This window comes from Humitalea sp. 24SJ18S-53 (assembly GCF_050632385.1).
GTDB lineage: Bacteria > Pseudomonadota > Alphaproteobacteria > Acetobacterales > Acetobacteraceae > Humitalea.
On the sequence record NZ_CP192599.1, the window covers coordinates 4799109 to 4814182 of the forward strand.

15 protein-coding genes are annotated in these 15074 nt (G+C 70.5%); 6 read left to right on the top strand and 9 right to left on the bottom strand.

Annotation, left to right across the window (positions count from 1 at the left end; translation table 11 throughout):
- Positions 1–12: 12 nt before the first annotated feature.
- The 6 genes from ACQW02_RS23100 to ACQW02_RS23125 all read right to left on the bottom strand — a co-directional run bounded on the left by ACQW02_RS23100 (position 13) and on the right by ACQW02_RS23125 (position 6691).
- The gene (locus ACQW02_RS23100; protein ID WP_431282261.1) at positions 13–1629 is read right to left on the bottom strand and encodes an ABC transporter ATP-binding protein; all 1617 of its coding nucleotides are present in this window, start codon (positions 1627–1629) and stop codon (positions 13–15) included.
- A 60-nt stretch (positions 1630–1689) separates the two neighbouring features.
- Positions 1690–2199 carry a hypothetical protein gene (locus tag ACQW02_RS23105; RefSeq protein ID WP_431282262.1) on the bottom strand — a complete coding sequence of 170 codons (510 nt, stop codon included), beginning with the start codon at positions 2197–2199 and terminating at the stop codon, positions 1690–1692.
- A gap of 140 nt (positions 2200–2339) precedes the next feature.
- Positions 2340–3323: a Bug family tripartite tricarboxylate transporter substrate binding protein gene (locus ACQW02_RS23110; RefSeq protein ID WP_431282263.1), complete on the bottom strand. Its 984-nt coding sequence runs from the start codon at positions 3321–3323 to the stop codon at positions 2340–2342.
- On the bottom strand, positions 3320–4825 hold the full coding sequence (locus ACQW02_RS23115; protein ID WP_431282264.1) for a bifunctional 3-(3-hydroxy-phenyl)propionate/3-hydroxycinnamic acid hydroxylase: 1506 nt from the start codon (positions 4823–4825) through the stop codon (positions 3320–3322). The genes ACQW02_RS23110 and ACQW02_RS23115 overlap by 4 nt, the downstream gene beginning before the upstream one ends.
- On the bottom strand, positions 4818–5699 hold the full coding sequence (locus tag ACQW02_RS23120) for a VOC family protein (RefSeq protein ID WP_431282265.1): 882 nt from the start codon (positions 5697–5699) through the stop codon (positions 4818–4820). The genes ACQW02_RS23115 and ACQW02_RS23120 overlap by 8 nt, the downstream gene beginning before the upstream one ends.
- 5 nt (positions 5700–5704) lie before the next feature.
- On the bottom strand, positions 5705–6691 hold the full coding sequence (locus ACQW02_RS23125; protein ID WP_431282266.1) for a Bug family tripartite tricarboxylate transporter substrate binding protein: 987 nt from the start codon (positions 6689–6691) through the stop codon (positions 5705–5707).
- 93 nt (positions 6692–6784) lie between these two features.
- Between ACQW02_RS23125 and ACQW02_RS23130 the strand changes: the two genes are divergently transcribed.
- From ACQW02_RS23130 to ACQW02_RS23155, 6 genes are all read left to right on the top strand, one after another.
- The gene (locus tag ACQW02_RS23130; protein ID WP_431282267.1) at positions 6785–7411 is read left to right on the top strand and encodes a nuclear transport factor 2 family protein; all 627 of its coding nucleotides are present in this window, start codon (positions 6785–6787) and stop codon (positions 7409–7411) included.
- A gap of 88 nt (positions 7412–7499) precedes the next feature.
- Positions 7500–8477 carry a tripartite tricarboxylate transporter substrate binding protein gene (locus tag ACQW02_RS23135; protein WP_431282268.1) on the top strand — a complete coding sequence of 326 codons (978 nt, stop codon included), beginning with the start codon at positions 7500–7502 and terminating at the stop codon, positions 8475–8477.
- A gap of 42 nt (positions 8478–8519) precedes the next feature.
- Entirely contained in the window at positions 8520–8882 is a 363-nt protein-coding gene (locus tag ACQW02_RS23140) for a DUF2946 family protein (protein ID WP_431282269.1), read from the top strand.
- A 92-nt stretch (positions 8883–8974) separates the two neighbouring features.
- On the top strand, positions 8975–10084 hold the full coding sequence (locus tag ACQW02_RS23145) for an ABC transporter substrate-binding protein (protein ID WP_431282270.1): 1110 nt from the start codon (positions 8975–8977) through the stop codon (positions 10082–10084).
- Positions 10072–11115 (top strand): FecCD family ABC transporter permease, encoded by a 1044-nt coding sequence (locus tag ACQW02_RS23150; protein ID WP_431282271.1) that lies wholly within the window; start codon positions 10072–10074, stop codon positions 11113–11115. The genes ACQW02_RS23145 and ACQW02_RS23150 overlap by 13 nt, the downstream gene beginning before the upstream one ends.
- 11 nt (positions 11116–11126) lie before the next feature.
- On the top strand, positions 11127–11864 hold the full coding sequence (locus tag ACQW02_RS23155; RefSeq protein WP_431282272.1) for an ABC transporter ATP-binding protein: 738 nt from the start codon (positions 11127–11129) through the stop codon (positions 11862–11864).
- 28 nt (positions 11865–11892) lie between these two features.
- On the opposite strand, the gene ACQW02_RS23160 is transcribed toward ACQW02_RS23155, so the two are convergent.
- The 3 genes from ACQW02_RS23160 to ACQW02_RS23170 all read right to left on the bottom strand — a co-directional run bounded on the left by ACQW02_RS23160 (position 11893) and on the right by ACQW02_RS23170 (position 15009).
- On the bottom strand, positions 11893–12321 hold the full coding sequence (locus ACQW02_RS23160) for a hypothetical protein (RefSeq protein ID WP_431282273.1): 429 nt from the start codon (positions 12319–12321) through the stop codon (positions 11893–11895).
- Positions 12318–13988 (bottom strand): gamma-glutamyltransferase, encoded by a 1671-nt coding sequence (gene ggt, locus ACQW02_RS23165; RefSeq protein WP_431282274.1) that lies wholly within the window; start codon positions 13986–13988, stop codon positions 12318–12320. The genes ACQW02_RS23160 and ggt overlap by 4 nt, the downstream gene beginning before the upstream one ends.
- A gap of 115 nt (positions 13989–14103) precedes the next feature.
- Complete coding sequence (locus ACQW02_RS23170) at positions 14104–15009, bottom strand: LysR substrate-binding domain-containing protein (protein WP_431282275.1); 906 nt, start codon at positions 15007–15009, stop codon at positions 14104–14106.
- Between the last annotated feature and the right edge of the window lie 65 nt (positions 15010–15074).

The following is a 15074-nucleotide window of genomic DNA, read 5'->3' on the forward strand; positions in this document are numbered from 1 at the left end:
GTTCCAACTCTCTCACGGCACAGGCTCCCGCGCGGCCACCGCAAGGTCGAAGGCGGCGGCCATCAGCGCACGCGTATAGGGCTGTCGGGGCGCCGCGACCACGGACTCGGCCTCACCTTCCTCGACCAGCTTGCCGTCCTTCATCACGGCGATCCGATGCGCCATCGCACGGACCACGCGCAGGTCGTGGCTGATGAACAGATAGGCCAGGCGATAGCGCGCCTGCAGGTCGCGCAGCAATTCGACCACCTGGGCCTGGACCGAGACATCCAGGGCGCTGGTCGGCTCATCCAGCACCACAAGCCGGGGTTTCAGCACCAGGGCGCGGGCGATGGCGACGCGCTGGCGCTGGCCGCCGCTGAATTCATGCGGGTAGCGTTCGGCCATGGCGGGTTCCAGCCCGACCTCCTCCAGCGCCGTCGCCACGGATTTGGCGCGGGCGGCGGCGGTCAGGCCGGGTTCGTGGACGGCCAGGCCCTCGCCGACGATGTCGGCGATGCTCATGCGCGGGGACAGGCTGCCGTAGGGGTCCTGGAAGACGATCTGCATTTTCCGCCGCAGCGGGCGCAGTTCGGCGCGGGAGAGGCCGCCGATGGGCTCGCCCTCGAAGCGGATCAGCCCGGTGGCGGGTTCCAGGGCCAGCATGGCGAGGCCGAGGGTGGTCTTGCCGCTGCCGCTTTCGCCGACCAGGCCCAGGGTCTCGCCCTCCCGCACCGACAGGCTGATGCCGTCCACCGCCTTGATGTGGCCGGTGACGCGGCGCATCAGGCCGCGGCGGATGGGGAAGTGGACGCGCAGGTCCTCGACCTCGGCCACCACGGGGGCGTTGTCGGCGACGGGCACGGGGCGGCCGCGGGGTTCGGTCGCCAGCAGCATGCGGGTGTAGTCATGGGCGGGGTTGCCGAAGACCTCGGCCACCGGGCCCTGCTCGACCACGGTGCCGTGGCGCATGACCACGACATGGTCGGCGTGCTTGCGCACGATGGCCAGGTCATGGGTGATCAGCAGCAGCCCCATGCCCAGGCGGTGCTTCAGGTCGGCCAGCAGGTCCAGGATCTGCGCCTGGATCGTGACATCCAGCGCCGTGGTCGGTTCGTCGGCGATCAGCAGTTGCGGGTCATTGGCCAGGGCGGCGGCGATCATCACCCGCTGGCGCTGGCCGCCCGACATCTGGTGCGGATAGGCGCCGAGGCGGGCGCCCGGATCGGGCAGGCCGGCGCGTTCCAGCAGTTCGATGACCCGGGCGCGCAAAGCCTCGCCGCGCAGGGGGCGGTGCAGGGTGATGGCTTCCTCGACCTGGCGGCCGACGCTGTGCAGCGGGTTCAGGCTGGTCATGGGTTCCTGGAACACCATGCCGGCGACGCCGCCGCGCAGGCGGCGCAGGTCGTCTTCCGGTGCGGTCAGCACCTCGGTCCCGTCCAGAAGGATGCGCCCGGCGGGGTTGGTGCCGCCTGGGCCGAGCAGCCGCAGGCAGGACAGGGCGGTGACGGACTTGCCGCTGCCGCTTTCGCCGACCAGGGCCAGGGTCTGGCCGGCGTGCATGGTGAAGGAGACGCCCTGCACCACCACCTTGCCGCGAAAGGCGACGGAGAGGTTATCGACGGTCAGCAGCGGTGTTGCGGAACCCATACCCCGATCTGCCCTGCCGGCCAGAGATAGGCAAGTTCAGGGTTCCGCAAGCTTTGCCCATCAGCGGCGGGTAGTCGGCGGGATTTCCGAGATGCGCAGGGTCGCGCGCTGCGGGGCGCCGCGTTCGAAGGTGCCGATCCAGATGTTGTAGTTCCCGCTGCGCGGGTTCTGGATGAGGATGCCGGGGTTCAGCCCGTCCAGGTCATCGTTGCAGATCCAGTTGCCGGCGGCGTCGTTCATCACCAGGGTCGTGTCGGTCTGGGCGACCACCGAGATGAACAGCGGGTAGCTGCCGGCCGTGTAGTTCAAATCCACGTCGGGCTTGGAAAAATCGATCCAGCCGCCGCAATCGGGACCGAGGCCCTGGACCTCACGGTCGCCACCGGCTTCGACCTGGATCTCGCGCGGGTCGGGCTCGAAGCCGGCGCGCAGGTCCACCGTCGCGTAGCGCGGCTGGGCGCGCCAGTCCGGCGTGGCCTGGGGGGCCTGCTGGCCGCCCTTGGGCTGGGCCAGGACGGGCGCGGTCAGGAAGAACAGGGAAAGGCCCGCGACAGCGACGGTTTTCAGCATGCGATCATGTCCGTTCGGCCGCGTTGGTGGGGTGCTTTGTTGCGCTGCCGGTCGTCCCAGGTTGCGCCAGAACGCGGCGCGGCGGATAGCCTGCACGACGCATTCGGCGGATGAAATACGCGTGACGGGCGGTTTACCTGTCAGCGGGGGGCGCCGGCGATGCCCGACAGGCGCACGACCTCGGCGCCATTGGCCCTTTCGCGTTCGATCAGGGCGGCGAATTCCTGCGGCGTGCTGCCGATGCCGTTGAAGAATTGCGGGGCGAGGACGCGGGCGCGGAATTCCTCGGCCCGGACGACGCCGCGCACGGCCAGCGCCATGCGTTCCTGGATCGCAAGGGGCGTCCCGGCCGGGGCGGCCAGGCCCCACCAGGCGCCGGTATAGGGAAAATTGTAACCGAGTTCGACCATCGACGGGACGCCGGGCAGGTCCGGCAGGCGCTGCGCCCCCAGCACGGCCAGCGGGCGGATGCGCCCATCGCGGATCAGCGGCATCGACAGCGCCAGCGCGCCGTAGGAGGCCTGGACCCGTCCCGCGACCAATTCGCGGAAGGCGTCGCCGATGCCGCGGAAGGGCACATGTTCCATGGCGAAGCCGTCGCGCGCCTTGATCCATTCCCACAGCAATTGCTGCGCCGAGCCGACGCCGGACGACCCGTAGTTCAACCCAGGTCGGCCGCGCGCCCAGGCGACGAAATCGACCAGCGAGCCCTCCGGCGCATCCAGGCTGGCGACCAGGACGGAGGGGCTGGTGGCCATCTGCGTCACCGGCACCAGCGAGGCGAAGCGCTGGAACAGGGCCGGTTCGACATGCGGCAGGGTGGACATCACCTCGATATTCACCGCGCAGAAGGTGGTGCCGTCGGGCGGCGCCATGGCGCAGGCTTCCAGGCCGATGACGCTGTTGCCGCCGGGGCGGTTTTCCACGACCACGGCCTGGCCGAGGTCCTGGCGCAGCCCCTCGGCGACGGCGCGGACCAGGATGTCGAGGTTGCCGCCGGGGGGTTGCGGGACGATCACGCGGATCTGGCGGCGCGGCCAGTCGGGGGCGGGCTGGGCCTGGGCGGTGGTGGCGACGGCCGTGCCGAATGCGGCCAAGGCCGTCCGGCGCGTGATCTGCGTCATGCTGGAATCCTCCCGGTTATGTTCTTGGCCGCGAGGTCGGACAGTACTCGGTCCAACCCCGCCGCATCTTGCGCGACAGCATGCACGTAATGATCGGGCCGCACGACCGCTGCCCGCACGCCGTGGCGCTGGAACCAGGTGGCGAGGAGGCCATCGCGTTCCTGCAACCCGGCAGCGCCGATGCGCCAGGCGCCTGGCGGGGCCGGCAAACCGCCATCGACGAAGACGCGCCAGCCGTGCCCCGCCACGCGGTCCAGCAGGCGCCAGTCGTCACCGACGCGCACCATCGGTTGCGGGAACAGCGTGCCCTGGGCGGGGTGCGGCGGGGAGGCGAAAAACCCGGTTTCCAGCGGCGGCACGATGTCCTGTCGCGTCACCACCGGGGGCTGGCCGCCGCCCTGGGCCAGCAGCGCCGCATCGCGCGCCCGGGCGGCGCCGGGATCGCGTTCGCAGATCTGCCGGCCGATGGTTTTTATGCGCGCGGTCAGGGTGCGAACGTGCTGGCCGCGTTCCTGGCCGTAGGTGTCGAGCAGCGCGGGATCGGCGCCGTCGCGGCAGGCGGCGAGTTTCCACAGCAGGTTCGCCACATCCCGCAGCCCCTGGCACATCCCCTGGCCGATGAAGGGCGGTTGCTGGTGCGCCGCGTCGCCGGCAAGGTACACCCGACCCCGCCGCCAATCCCGCGCGACCAGCGCATGGAAGCGATAGGCCGCGGCGCGCCACAACCGCGCGTCGCCAGGGCCGAGCCAGCGTGACAGCAGGCGCCAGACCTCGGGTTCCGCCTGCATCGCGGCGGGATCTTCGCCGGCCAAAAGCATGATCTCGAAGCGGCGGTGTTGGCCGGGGCCGATGATATAACTGATGGGCCGCGCCGGGTCGCAATGCTGCGCGGCATGGAGGGGCATCCTGGCCAGGGCGTGGTCATGGACCAGCAAATCCACCACCAGCCAGGGTTCATCAAAAACCAGGTCGTCCAGCGCGATGCCGAGCGCCTGGCGGATGAAACTCGTGGCGCCGTCGCAGGCGATGACGTGGTCGGCGGTCACCACGCGTTCGCGCCCCGTGGCGTCGCGCAGATGCAGGATGGCGTCGGCGGTCACGCCCACCGCTTCGGTGCCGAGTTCCACCGTCACCTCCGGCATCGCCATCGCATGCGCGCGCAATTCGGCCTCGACCGGCGGTTGGCTAAAAACCATGGTGGGCCAAAAGCCCATGGGCCAGGGTGGCGGCACCATGTCGATGCGGCGGATCAACTGGCCATCGACGCCAAAATGGTCGGAGGCCGGGAAGGGTGCGGTATGCGGCAGGATGGCGTCGGCCACCCCCATGTTGTCGAACAGCCGCATGATCTCGTGGTCGATCGCGATGGCGCGCGGCTTGTCGTAGATATTTTCCGACCGATCGATCGCCAGGGTCGAAAAGCCGGCCTGGCCCAAAAGCCCCGTGGCGACCGCGCCGCAAGGCCCAAAACCGACGACGACGGCGTCGTAATGCTCAGGCAAAGCGGATCGCCAGTTGCGCCGCCTTGGTGGCCGCGGGTTTTGGTGGCGCGATGCCCCATTGGTCGGTGCGGCCCTGCGGCCAGACCCAGTGGTCGGGGCCGCGCACGATGTGGCTGTCATCCACCTGTTCGACTTCGGCGGTGTATTCGACGACGATGCCAAAAGGGTCGATGAAATAGGCGAAGACATTGTCGCCCGGCCCGTGCCGGCCGACGCCCCAGGCGAGCGGATGGCCGGCATCGATCAGCCGGCCGCTGCCGCGCATCACCGCTTCCCAACCCGGCATCTGGAAGGCGACGTGGTTGAGGCCGTTGACGGGTGCCTCGGCCAGGACCACGGCGTGGTGGTCGCTGTTGCAGCGTTCGAAGGCCATCAGTTTGGACCGGTCCGACAACGCGAAGCCGAGGCCGGATTCGAAGAAACGTGCGGTGGCATCGACATCGGTGCAGTTCAGGTTCACATGCGCCAGGCGCTCCGGCCGGTCGGGCGCGGGGGCATCGGGGGTGCGGCGTTCATCGCCGGTCACGAAGCGCAGGACGGATCCCCAGGGGTCACGCAGGGTGGCGCCGAAGCCGCCGCCGGGTTCGTCGATCCTGGCGGGCGGCGTCAGCACCACGGCCCCCGCCGCCACCGCCGATGCCAGGACGGCCCGCACGTCCGGCGCGGCAAAGGTCACGCTGCGGATGGCGGGTGCGGCCGCGGCATGCAGGGCCAGCACATGGTGATCGGCGCCGGTCGCGCGCAGCCAGACGGAGCCGCCATCGCGCACCACCGGCACCAGCCCCCAGACCGTGGCGTAGAAGGCTTCGGCGGCGGCCAGGTCCGGGACGCACAAATCGACGCTGCGCAGGGCGGTGACGGGGAAGCCGGGCATGGCGGCTACTGCCGTTCCATGCCGGTGCGGGCGATCACCTCCGCCCAGCGGGTGATTTCGGCCTGCACGATGGCGCGGGTTTCGGCGGGCGTGCCAGGTGGGCGCGGCACCAGGCCCAATTCGCCGAGCCGGCTGCGCAGGTCGGTGTTGTCGAACAAGGCGCGGGCCATGTCGGTGATGCGCGCGACGGCGCCCGGCGGCATGCGGGCGGGGGCGCCGATGGCATACCAGGTCTGGATGTCGAAATCGGGCCGGCCCAGGGCTTCGGCCACGGTCGGCACATCCGGCAGCAGCGCCGAACGGGTGCTGGAGGTGATCGCCAGCGCGCGGACTTCCCCGGCGCGCAGCTGGCCGAGCACGGCGGAGGCGGTTTCGCTGACCACCTGCACGTCATTGGCCCGCAGCGCGAGCAGGGCGGCGGGCGTGCCGCGATAGGGCACGTGCATCAGGCGGAAGTCGCCGGCGGCCTGCACCGCCTCGGCGACGAAATGCTGAGTGCTGCCGACGCCGACGGTCGCGACGTTCAGCGTATCGGGGCGCGCTTTTGCCCGCGCGATCAGGTCGGCCAGGTCGCGCGGGGCATCGGGGTTGCTGGCGGGACCGGCCAGGATGACCAGGCCGATGCCGGCGACCATGGCGATGGGGTCGATGTCGGCGCGCGGGTCATAGGGCAGGCGCCGATACAGCGCGGCGGAAACGGCAAAGCCGTTGTTCAGCAGCATCAGGGTATGGCCATCGGTGGCGCGCGCCAGGGCCTCGGCCGCCAAGGTGCCGCCGGCGCCGGGGCGGTTTTCCACGACGACGGGCTGGCCGAGGTTGGCCGCCATGCCCGGGGCCAGCAGCCGCGCCAGGATGTCGGTGGTGCCGCCCGCGGCAAAGCCCTGGATGAAGCGCAGCGGCCGGTCGGGCCAGGTGCCTTGGGCGCGCAGGACGGTCGGTGCCAGCAAGGCGCCGCCCAACGCCAGGCACGCGCGGCGTGTTGTGTCGGCCATGGAAATCCCCCCCGGGATGTGCAAACGATTGTAGCAAGGCATGACGACAGCCTTGTGCGGCGTCAAGCATTCTCAATGAAAACGGAAACAGCCATGTCCGATGCCCTTTTGCTCCGTCGCCTCCAGGTCGCGGAACTCGTGACGAACTGGGCGGTCTGGCGCGATGCTGGCGACTGGGAGCGGTTTGCGACCTGCTGGCACGAGGATGGGCGGATGTTCGCGACGTGGTGCCAGGCACCAGCGGCGGGCTTCATCGAGGCGTCGAAGGCCGGCTGGGCCCGTGGTGTCTCGATCCTGCACTTTCTGGGCGGGTGCTCGGTGGATCTGGCCGGGCGGCGGGCGATCGCGCAGACGAAGATGACCATCAGCCAGCGCGCCGAGGTGCATGGCGTGCTGGTCGATGTGGTCTGCACCGGCCGCTTCCACGATTTCATCGAGGAACGCGACGGCCCGGATGGCCCGCGCTGGGGCATCGTGCTGCGGCAGCCGATCTACGAGAAGGATCGCATGGACCCGGTCGATCCGGCGGCGCGGCTGGAACTGGAGCCGACGTTGCTGGCGCGCTTCCCCGAGGGCTACCGGCATCTGGCCTATCTGCAGACGCAGATCGGCTATGACGTGAAGACCGACATGCCGGGGCTGAAGGGGGAGCGGGTGCAGGCGCTCTATGCCGCCGGGCGGCGCTGGCTGGCCGGGGAAGCGCCGGGCTGGGAGGAGTAAAGCCAGCCCCGCTTGCCGGATGGCCCCGCATCGGGGGATGCTGCGGGCAAGGGCCGCGCAAGGCCCAGCATCCGGGACGAGATAGACCATGACATTCAGCCGCCGCGGCGCCATTGCCCTCGCCGCCGTCCTCGCGGCGCGCCCCGCCTTTGCCGATGACGCCACGGCGTTTCCCGAGCGGACGATCCGCATCATCGTGCCCTTCCCGCCCGGCGGGTCGAACGACATCATCGCGCGGCAATTGTCGGACGCGCTGCGCGAACGGCTGGGCCAGCCGGTGATCGTGGAGAACCGGGCCGGCGCGGGCGGCAATATCGGCGCCGATGCGGTGGCGAAGTCGCCGGCCGATGGCTATGCGCTGCTGCTGACGGCGCCGGGGCCGCTGTCGATCAACGAGCATCTGTTCCGCAGCATGCCCTTCGCGCCGGACCGCGATTTCGCGCCCGTCGCGCTGGTCGCCAGCGTGCCGATCGTGCTGATGGTGGCGCCCGCCCTGCCGGTGCGTTCGGTCGCCGAATTGGTGGCGCTGGCGAAGCGGGAGCCCGGAAAAATTGCCTTCGGATCCTCGGGCAATGGCAGCACCAATCACCTGGCGGGCGAGTTGTTCAAGACGATGGCGGGGATCGACATCGTGCACGTGCCCTATCGCGGGGCGGCGCCGGCGATGACCGACCTGGTCGGCGGCCAGATCCAGATGCTGTTCGACAATATGCCCGCCGCGCTGCCGCAGGTGCGGGACAACCGCGTGCGCGGCCTGGCGGTGGCCGGGACCAGTCGCGCGGCGGCGCTGCCGGAGTTGCCGACTATTGCCGAATCCGGCCTGGCCGGTTTCGATGCCGAAGCTTGGTTCGGCCTGGTCGCCCCCGCCGGCACCCCTGCCCCCGTGCTGCGCCGGCTGGAACAGGCGGTGGCCCAGGCGCTGGCCGATCCCGCCCTGCGCGCGCGCTTCGCCCAGGGCGGGGCCGAGGCCGGCAACCGGGCCGGTGCAGCGTTTGGCGGCTTCATCACCACCGAACGCGCCAAATGGGCGCAGGTGGTCGCGGCGTCCGGCGCGCGGATGGAGTAAAGCGCGTTGCCGGTGGTTATCGAACCGGCCTAGAAGCGTCGCATGCGCCAATTTCGGTTCATCCTCGCCCTGGTGCTTTGCCTGCAGAGCAGCCTGGCGATGGCGCATTGCCTGCGGCTGACGACCGCCGACCAGCCCTTCCATGTCGAGATCTGCACGGCCGAAGGCCTCATGCTGATCGACCTGGCGGAGCCGCAGGACGGCGAGCGCCATAGCGACCGTGCCTTCGCCGGCTTCTGCCTGGCCTGCCATGGGTTGCCGGGCATCGCCCTGCCGGCGGTGGCCGAGGTGCCGGCGCCGCGCATGACCCCGATCCTGCTGCCGCCGCTGGCGCGGCAGACGGCGCCGCCGCTGGGCGCGCGCGCGCCGCCCTACCACCCGACCGGGCCACCGATCCTCTCCTGAGCCGCATGACGCCCCCGTGTGGGGCGTTCCGTCATGCCGGCGTGCTGGCCACACGCCAGCCGCCCGGCCGTCGCGATCCGGAGAGCCATATCATGTCCATCCACACCCGCCGGGGGCTGCTCGGCGGCCTTGGCGCCGCAGCACTGCCTTTGCCCGCCTTCGCCCAGAACCGCACCATCACCGACGCGCTGGGGCGCGAGGTCACAATCAGGCCGCGCCCCGAACGTGTCGTCGTGATGTTCAACTACGAGGAATTCACCGCCATCGCCGGCACCGCGGGCTGGGACCGCGTGGCCGGCATGAACCGCATCGTCTGGGAAGGCTGGCGCCCGGCGATCTTTTCCCGCTACAGCGCCGTCATCCCGGCGCTGGCCAGGATGCCCGATGTCGGCAACACCGATGAAGGCACGTTTGGCGCCGAGAAGGTGATCTCGCTCCGCCCCGACCTGCTGATGATGCCGGCCTGGGCCTGGAATGCCGCCGAGACGGTGCGGACCCAGATCGCCGCCGCCGGCATCCCGATCCTGGTCTTCGACTACAACGCGCAGACCCTGGAGCGGCACGTCGCCTCGACCCGCGCGATCGGGGCTGCGATGGGCACGCCGGACCGGGCGGAGGCGCTGGTCGAACGCTACCGACGCAACATGGGCGAGATCCTGGACCGTGCGCAGCGCGCGGGCGGGGCGCCGCGCGTGCACCTGGAACTCGGCCAGGGCGGGCCGGGGGTGATCGGCAACAGCTACGCGGCAAGCACGATGTGGGGGCGGATCTTTGCGACGCTCGGCGCACGGAACATCGCCGAGGGCCGCATCCCCGGCAGCTACGGACCGATCTCCGCCGAGGCGGTGCTGGCCGCCGATCCGCAGGTCCTGTTCATCGGCGCGTCATCCTGGGCGAACCGGCCGCTGGCCGTGCGCACCGGCTATGGCGTGGCGCCGGAGGAGACGCGGCGGGGCCTTGCCCCCTATGCCGCGCGGCCGGGCTGGGCCGGGCTGACCGCGATCCGCCGTGGCGAATTGCATGCGATGGAACACGGGCTGTGCCGGACATTGTTCGACGACACGGCGACACTCTACATCGCGCAACGCCTATGGCCTGGCGTGTTCGAGGGCGCGGACCCGGTGGCGGCGCTGGCCGATTACCACGCGCGTTTCCTGCCGGTCGCGTTTTCCGGCACCTGGATGTTGCCGTGGCGGGCGTGACGGCCGCGCAGGCGGATTGGACGCGGCGCGCGGCGCGGCGGGGGGTCGTGCTGGCCAGCGGCGCCGGGCTGCTGGCGCTGTGTCTGGTCATCGACGTGGCGACGGGGCCGGCGATGCTGTCGCCGGCGACCGTCGCGGCATCGCTGTCGGGGCTGGCGCGGGACCCGATGGTGGATGCCATCGTCTGGGCCATCCGCCTGCCCGTCGCACTGATGGCGCTGCTGGTCGGCGCCGCCCTTGGGCTGACCGGGGCGGTGATGCAGACCATCCTGAACAACCCGCTGGCGTCGAGCTATACGCTCGGCGTTTCCGCGGGCGCCGGGTTTGGCGCGGCGCTGGTCATCGTCTTCGGCGCGGCGCTGCCGCTGGCCGAGGCGCAGGCGGTGCCGCTGGCCGCCTTCGCCTTCGCGGCCCTGGCCTGTGCCGGGGTCTGGCTGCTGGGCGGCATCCGGGGTGCCACGCCCGAATCCCTGGTGCTGGCCGGGATTGCGCTGATGTTCCTGTTCCAGTCGCTGCTGGCGCTGTTGCAGTTCATCGCCTCGCCCGAGGCTTTGCAGCAGATCGTCTTCTGGCTGTTCGGCAGCCTGCAACGGGCGACCTGGCCGAAGCTTGCCTTGGTCGCCGCGGTGCTGGCCGTCGCGGTGCCGCTGCTGATGCGCGATGCCTGGGGGCTGACGGCGCTGCGCCTGGGCGATGAACGCGCCGCGGCCCTGGGCGTGCGCGTGCGCGGGGTGCGGTTTCGCGGCTTCGTCTTCGTGTCGGTCGCGACGGGCGTCGCGGTCGCCTTCGTCGGCACCATCGGCTTCATCGGGCTGGTGGCGCCGCATGTCGCGCGGATGCTGCTGGGCGAGGACCAGCGCGTGATGCTGCCCGGTGCCGCCGTGGCGGGGGCGGTGCTGCTGTCCGCGGCATCCATCGTCAGCAAGACCGTGTCGCCCGGCGCGCTGTTCCCGATCGGCATCGTCACCGCGCTGATCGGCGTGCCTTGCTTCGCCTGGCTGATCGTGACCGCGCGCAGGTCGCATTGGTGAGCGGCGTGCATATGACCTTCGACGATGTGTCGGTGCGCTACGGCGCGCACCTGGCGGTGGACCGCGTGTCCCTTGCCGCGCGGGGTGGCGAGGTGCTGGCCCTGGTCGGGCCGAACGGGTCCGGCAAGTCGTCGCTGCTGCGGGCGGCGGCCGGGTTGCAGCGCCATGAGGGGTCGATCGGCCGCGCCGGGCTGGATAGCGCGGGCATCGGCTTCCTGCCGCAGGACAATGGCGCGCGGGCGGCGCTGACGGTGCTGGAGACGGTGTTGCTCGGCCGGCTGCGCGCGCTTGGGATGCGCGTGCCGGCCGCCGAGGTTGCGCGCGCCGTGGCGGCGCTGGAACGGCTGGGAATCGCGGGCCTCGCATCGCGCCTGCTGGCGGAACTCTCGGGCGGGCAGCGCCAGATGGTGTTCCTGGCGCAATTGCTCTGCGCCGGTCCGGGGGCCCTGCTGCTGGACGAGCCGAGCAGCGCGCTGGACCCGCGCCACCAGGTGGCACTTCTGGGGCTGCTACGGCGGCTGGCGCGCGACGAGGGCCTGCTGGTCATCGTCGCGATCCATGACCTGAACGCGGCGGCGGTGTTCGCCGACCGTGTCGCGGTGCTGTCGGCCGGCCGACTGGTCGCGACCGGCCCGCCGCCCGACGTGCTGACCACCGCGCTGCTGGCCGAGGTCTATGGGCTGGAGGCGGAAGTGCATGTCACCGCGACGGGGCGCCGCGTGATCGTGCCGGTTGCGGCGTTGGGATAGGGGAGGTTGCGCCGTGGAAGGGCCACCTTCACGCCAATTCCATGTTCCAGAACACCAGGAACTGGTCCGCCACCACGCCGCGCACGTTGGACCGGTGTCCCGTGACCGCCTTGTAGTCGCCCAGCGGAATGGAGAAGGCTTCTTCGTTCGACAGGCGTTGCAGGGTGGTGGCGATGGCCTGTTGCTTGACCGGATCCGTCTCGAAGGCGAATGCGTCGCGCAGGCGCTCAATCTCCGGGCTTTCGGCCCAGCCGATGTAGCCGCGCGTGCCGCGGCCATCGAGGTCGAGGTTCACGATCGGGCTCATCAGGTCGAGGTTGGACCACACGCCCCAGGCGATGCTCCAGCCGCCTTCCGATACCGGGATACTGCGGTTGCGGCGGGCGAGGAGCGTGTTCCAGTCCATCGAATCCACCTGCACGTTCATGCCGATGGAACGCAGGAGCTGGTCCGTCACCGGCCCCGGCGCGGGTCGGGCCAGAAGGAGGTGCCCTTGCGCGCCAGCCCCCCGCCGATCCCCATCGGCACGCCATCGGCGCGCCAGCAGGAGGCACCGGTCATCCGCGCGCCGTCGAAGAGGATCGCGCCCATGCCGCCCGCGACGTGATCGCAGGGGGTGACGGGATGGCCCATCGCCGCCAGCGCGTCGTGGATCGCCTGCGGCACGCCGCGTTCGATTTCCGCATCCGGGCCGTGGGTGAAGACGCGCGGGGCCTCCACCGCCTGCTGCACGGTCATGCCGTGGTCCACCAGGTTCATCACGAACTGGAACACGGCCGACGGGATGCGATGCGCCCCAGGCAAGCCCACGGCGAAATAGGGGCGTCCGTCGCGATAGCCGATCATCGCGGAAATGCCGCTGGTGATCCGCTTGCCCGGCATCAGCGACAGCGCGTGGCCGGGATGCGGGTCGAAGAGATACATGTAGTTGTTCGGGATGATCCCCGTGCCCGGGATCATGATGCGCGCGCCGAACAGGCTGTTGATGGTCTGGGTCGAGGTGACGATATTGCCGTGCCGGTCGGCGATGGTGACATGCGTCGTATTGGCGGATTCATTCGTCAGCACGCGCGATGCGAAATCGCCGCTGCGGCTTGGGTCGATTTCCGGGCGGCGCAGGTCGCCATAGGCTTTGGAGATGATGCGTGCGACCGGCACATCGACGAAGGCCGGATCGGCGGTGGCGGCGCGGCGGTCCGCGGCGGCGATTTTTAGTGCCTCCAGCACCAAATGCAGCGTGTTGGTCGTGCCGAAGCCGGAGGTGGTGAGGTCGAACCCCTCCATCAGGTTCAGCATCTGGATCACATGCACGCCGCCGGAACAGGGCGGGGGCGGGCCGATCACCTCGACACCGCGATATGTTCCGCGCACGGGATCGCGCGTTTCAGTGCGGTAGGCGGCAAGGTCGCCCAGGGCCATGGTGGAGCCAAGACCGCGCAGGTGGTCCACGATCCGCGCGCCCAGGGCGCCGCCATAGACGTGGTCCGGCCCGTGTTCCGCGATGGCGCGCAGGGTGTTGGCGTAGTCAGGCATGGTCAGCCAGGCGCCCTCGGCCAGCGGGGTGCCGCCGGGCAGGAACATCGCGGCGATGGTGGGATCCAGCGCCAAATCCGGCGCGGTTTCGGCGATGCAGGAGGCGAGGTAGGCGGTTACCCGAAACCCGCGCGACGCATGGCGGATCGCGGGTTCCATGACCGCGTCCAGCGGCAGCGTGCCGAAGCGATCCAGCGCCTCGCACCAGGCCTTGAGCGTGCCCGGCACGGCGACGGCGGTGGCGCCGACTTTGTTCTCCCGGCCCGCGGTTTCCATGTAGTCGGGCCAGGTATCGGCGATGGGGCGATACATGTCCGGCCGCGATGCGGCGGGCGCGGTGGACAGGCCATCCAGCACCACCTCCCGCCCATCGGCCAGGCGGATCAGCGCGACGCCGCCGCCGAAGAAGCCGACCATCATCGGTTCGACCACGGTCAGGGTGAAGAGGGCGGCGATCGTGGCATCGATGGCATTGCCGCCGGCGGCCATGATCTCGGCGGCGGCGGCCGAGGCGAGGGGGTGGTTGGTGACGGCCATGCCGCCTTCGGCCGTGACCGGCGCCTTTTCGGTCGCGAAAGGCCAATCGGGCATGTGTCTTCGGGCTCCCGCGCGGCCCGGATGGGCGGCCGGTGGCGAGTATCGGGAGGCTTGGGCCGGGCTGTCCAATACCTGCCGCCCGTATTTTTGATAAGCGGGACGTCTGGTTTCAGCGCAGGCGGAAGCCGCGCGCGTGGCGGATGAAGCGCCGGGCGGCGGCCAGGACTTCGTTCCGGCGATGGGCGATGGCCAGTTCGGCGGTGATGCCCGTGCCCGCCAGGGGGCGGTAGGCGACGCCGGGCAATTGGATGCAGGCGACCGATTGCGGCACCAGCGCCACCCCCAGCCCGACCGCCGCCATGCTGGCGATGGTCATGAAATCCCGCCCCTGCGGCCCCAGCCGCGGCGAGAACCCGGCGGCGCGGCAGGCGATGATCGTGTGGTGGTGGAAGCTGACGTTGGGCGCGTGGTGCGGGGTGATGAAGGTCTCGGCGGACAGGGTATCGAGCGGCACGACATCCCGTTGCGCCATCGGGTGGCTGGCCGGCAGGGCCAGCGCCACGGGTTCCTGCAACACGGCGAAACTGGTGATGCCCATGGGCAGGGAGACGGGCGGGCGGATGAAGCAGATGTCCAGGCGATCCGCCGCGATCGCCTCCAACTGCTGCTGCATCGGCATTTCGGTGATGGCCAGGTCCACCTCCGGGCAGGTGTGGCGGAAACTGCCGAGGATGGAGGTGAGCAGCCCGGTATAGGCGGCCGAGGCGACATAGCCGATCGCCAGGCGCCCGACCTCGCCACGGCCGGCCTTGCTGGCGGAGAGGAGGGCGGCCTCGGACCGGGCCAGGATATCGCGGGCATCGCGGGCCAGCAATTCGCCGGCCAGCGTCAGGCGGACGGAGCGGCGGGTGCGGTCCAGCAGGGCGGTGCCGATGATCTCCTCCAGCGCCTTGACCTGTTGGCTGAGGCCGGGCTGGGCGATGCCCAGGCGTTCGGCGGCGCGGCCAAAGTTCATCTCCTCGGCCACGGCCAGGAAATAGCGCAGGTGCCGCAATTCCATCCTGGCCGGGTTCATCCGATAACTCCCGCTTATGAAAATAGCCGATGGCGGATACTGGATCGGCTCCAGTCGCGGCGTCC

What these genes read in the sequence shown, in the direction of transcription:
- ACQW02_RS23100 (WP_431282261.1), bottom strand. Translation starts at nt 1,629, where the DNA reads ATGGGTTCCGCAACACCGCTGCTGACCGTCGATAACCTCTCCGTCGCC.
- ACQW02_RS23105 (WP_431282262.1), bottom strand. Translation starts at nt 2,199, where the DNA reads ATGCTGAAAACCGTCGCTGTCGCGGGCCTTTCCCTGTTCTTCCTGACC.
- ACQW02_RS23110 (WP_431282263.1), bottom strand. Translation starts at nt 3,323, where the DNA reads ATGACGCAGATCACGCGCCGGACGGCCTTGGCCGCATTCGGCACGGCC.
- ACQW02_RS23120 (WP_431282265.1), bottom strand. Translation starts at nt 5,699, where the DNA reads ATGCCCGGCTTCCCCGTCACCGCCCTGCGCAGCGTCGATTTGTGCGTC.
- ACQW02_RS23125 (WP_431282266.1), bottom strand. Translation starts at nt 6,691, where the DNA reads ATGGCCGACACAACACGCCGCGCGTGCCTGGCGTTGGGCGGCGCCTTG.
- ACQW02_RS23130 (WP_431282267.1), top strand. Translation starts at nt 6,785, where the DNA reads ATGTCCGATGCCCTTTTGCTCCGTCGCCTCCAGGTCGCGGAACTCGTG.
- ACQW02_RS23135 (WP_431282268.1), top strand. Translation starts at nt 7,500, where the DNA reads ATGACATTCAGCCGCCGCGGCGCCATTGCCCTCGCCGCCGTCCTCGCG.
- ACQW02_RS23140 (WP_431282269.1), top strand. Translation starts at nt 8,520, where the DNA reads ATGCGCCAATTTCGGTTCATCCTCGCCCTGGTGCTTTGCCTGCAGAGC.
- ACQW02_RS23145 (WP_431282270.1), top strand. Translation starts at nt 8,975, where the DNA reads ATGTCCATCCACACCCGCCGGGGGCTGCTCGGCGGCCTTGGCGCCGCA.
- ACQW02_RS23155 (WP_431282272.1), top strand. Translation starts at nt 11,127, where the DNA reads ATGACCTTCGACGATGTGTCGGTGCGCTACGGCGCGCACCTGGCGGTG.
- ggt (WP_431282274.1), bottom strand. Translation starts at nt 13,988, where the DNA reads ATGCCCGATTGGCCTTTCGCGACCGAAAAGGCGCCGGTCACGGCCGAA.
- ACQW02_RS23170 (WP_431282275.1), bottom strand. Translation starts at nt 15,009, where the DNA reads ATGAACCCGGCCAGGATGGAATTGCGGCACCTGCGCTATTTCCTGGCC.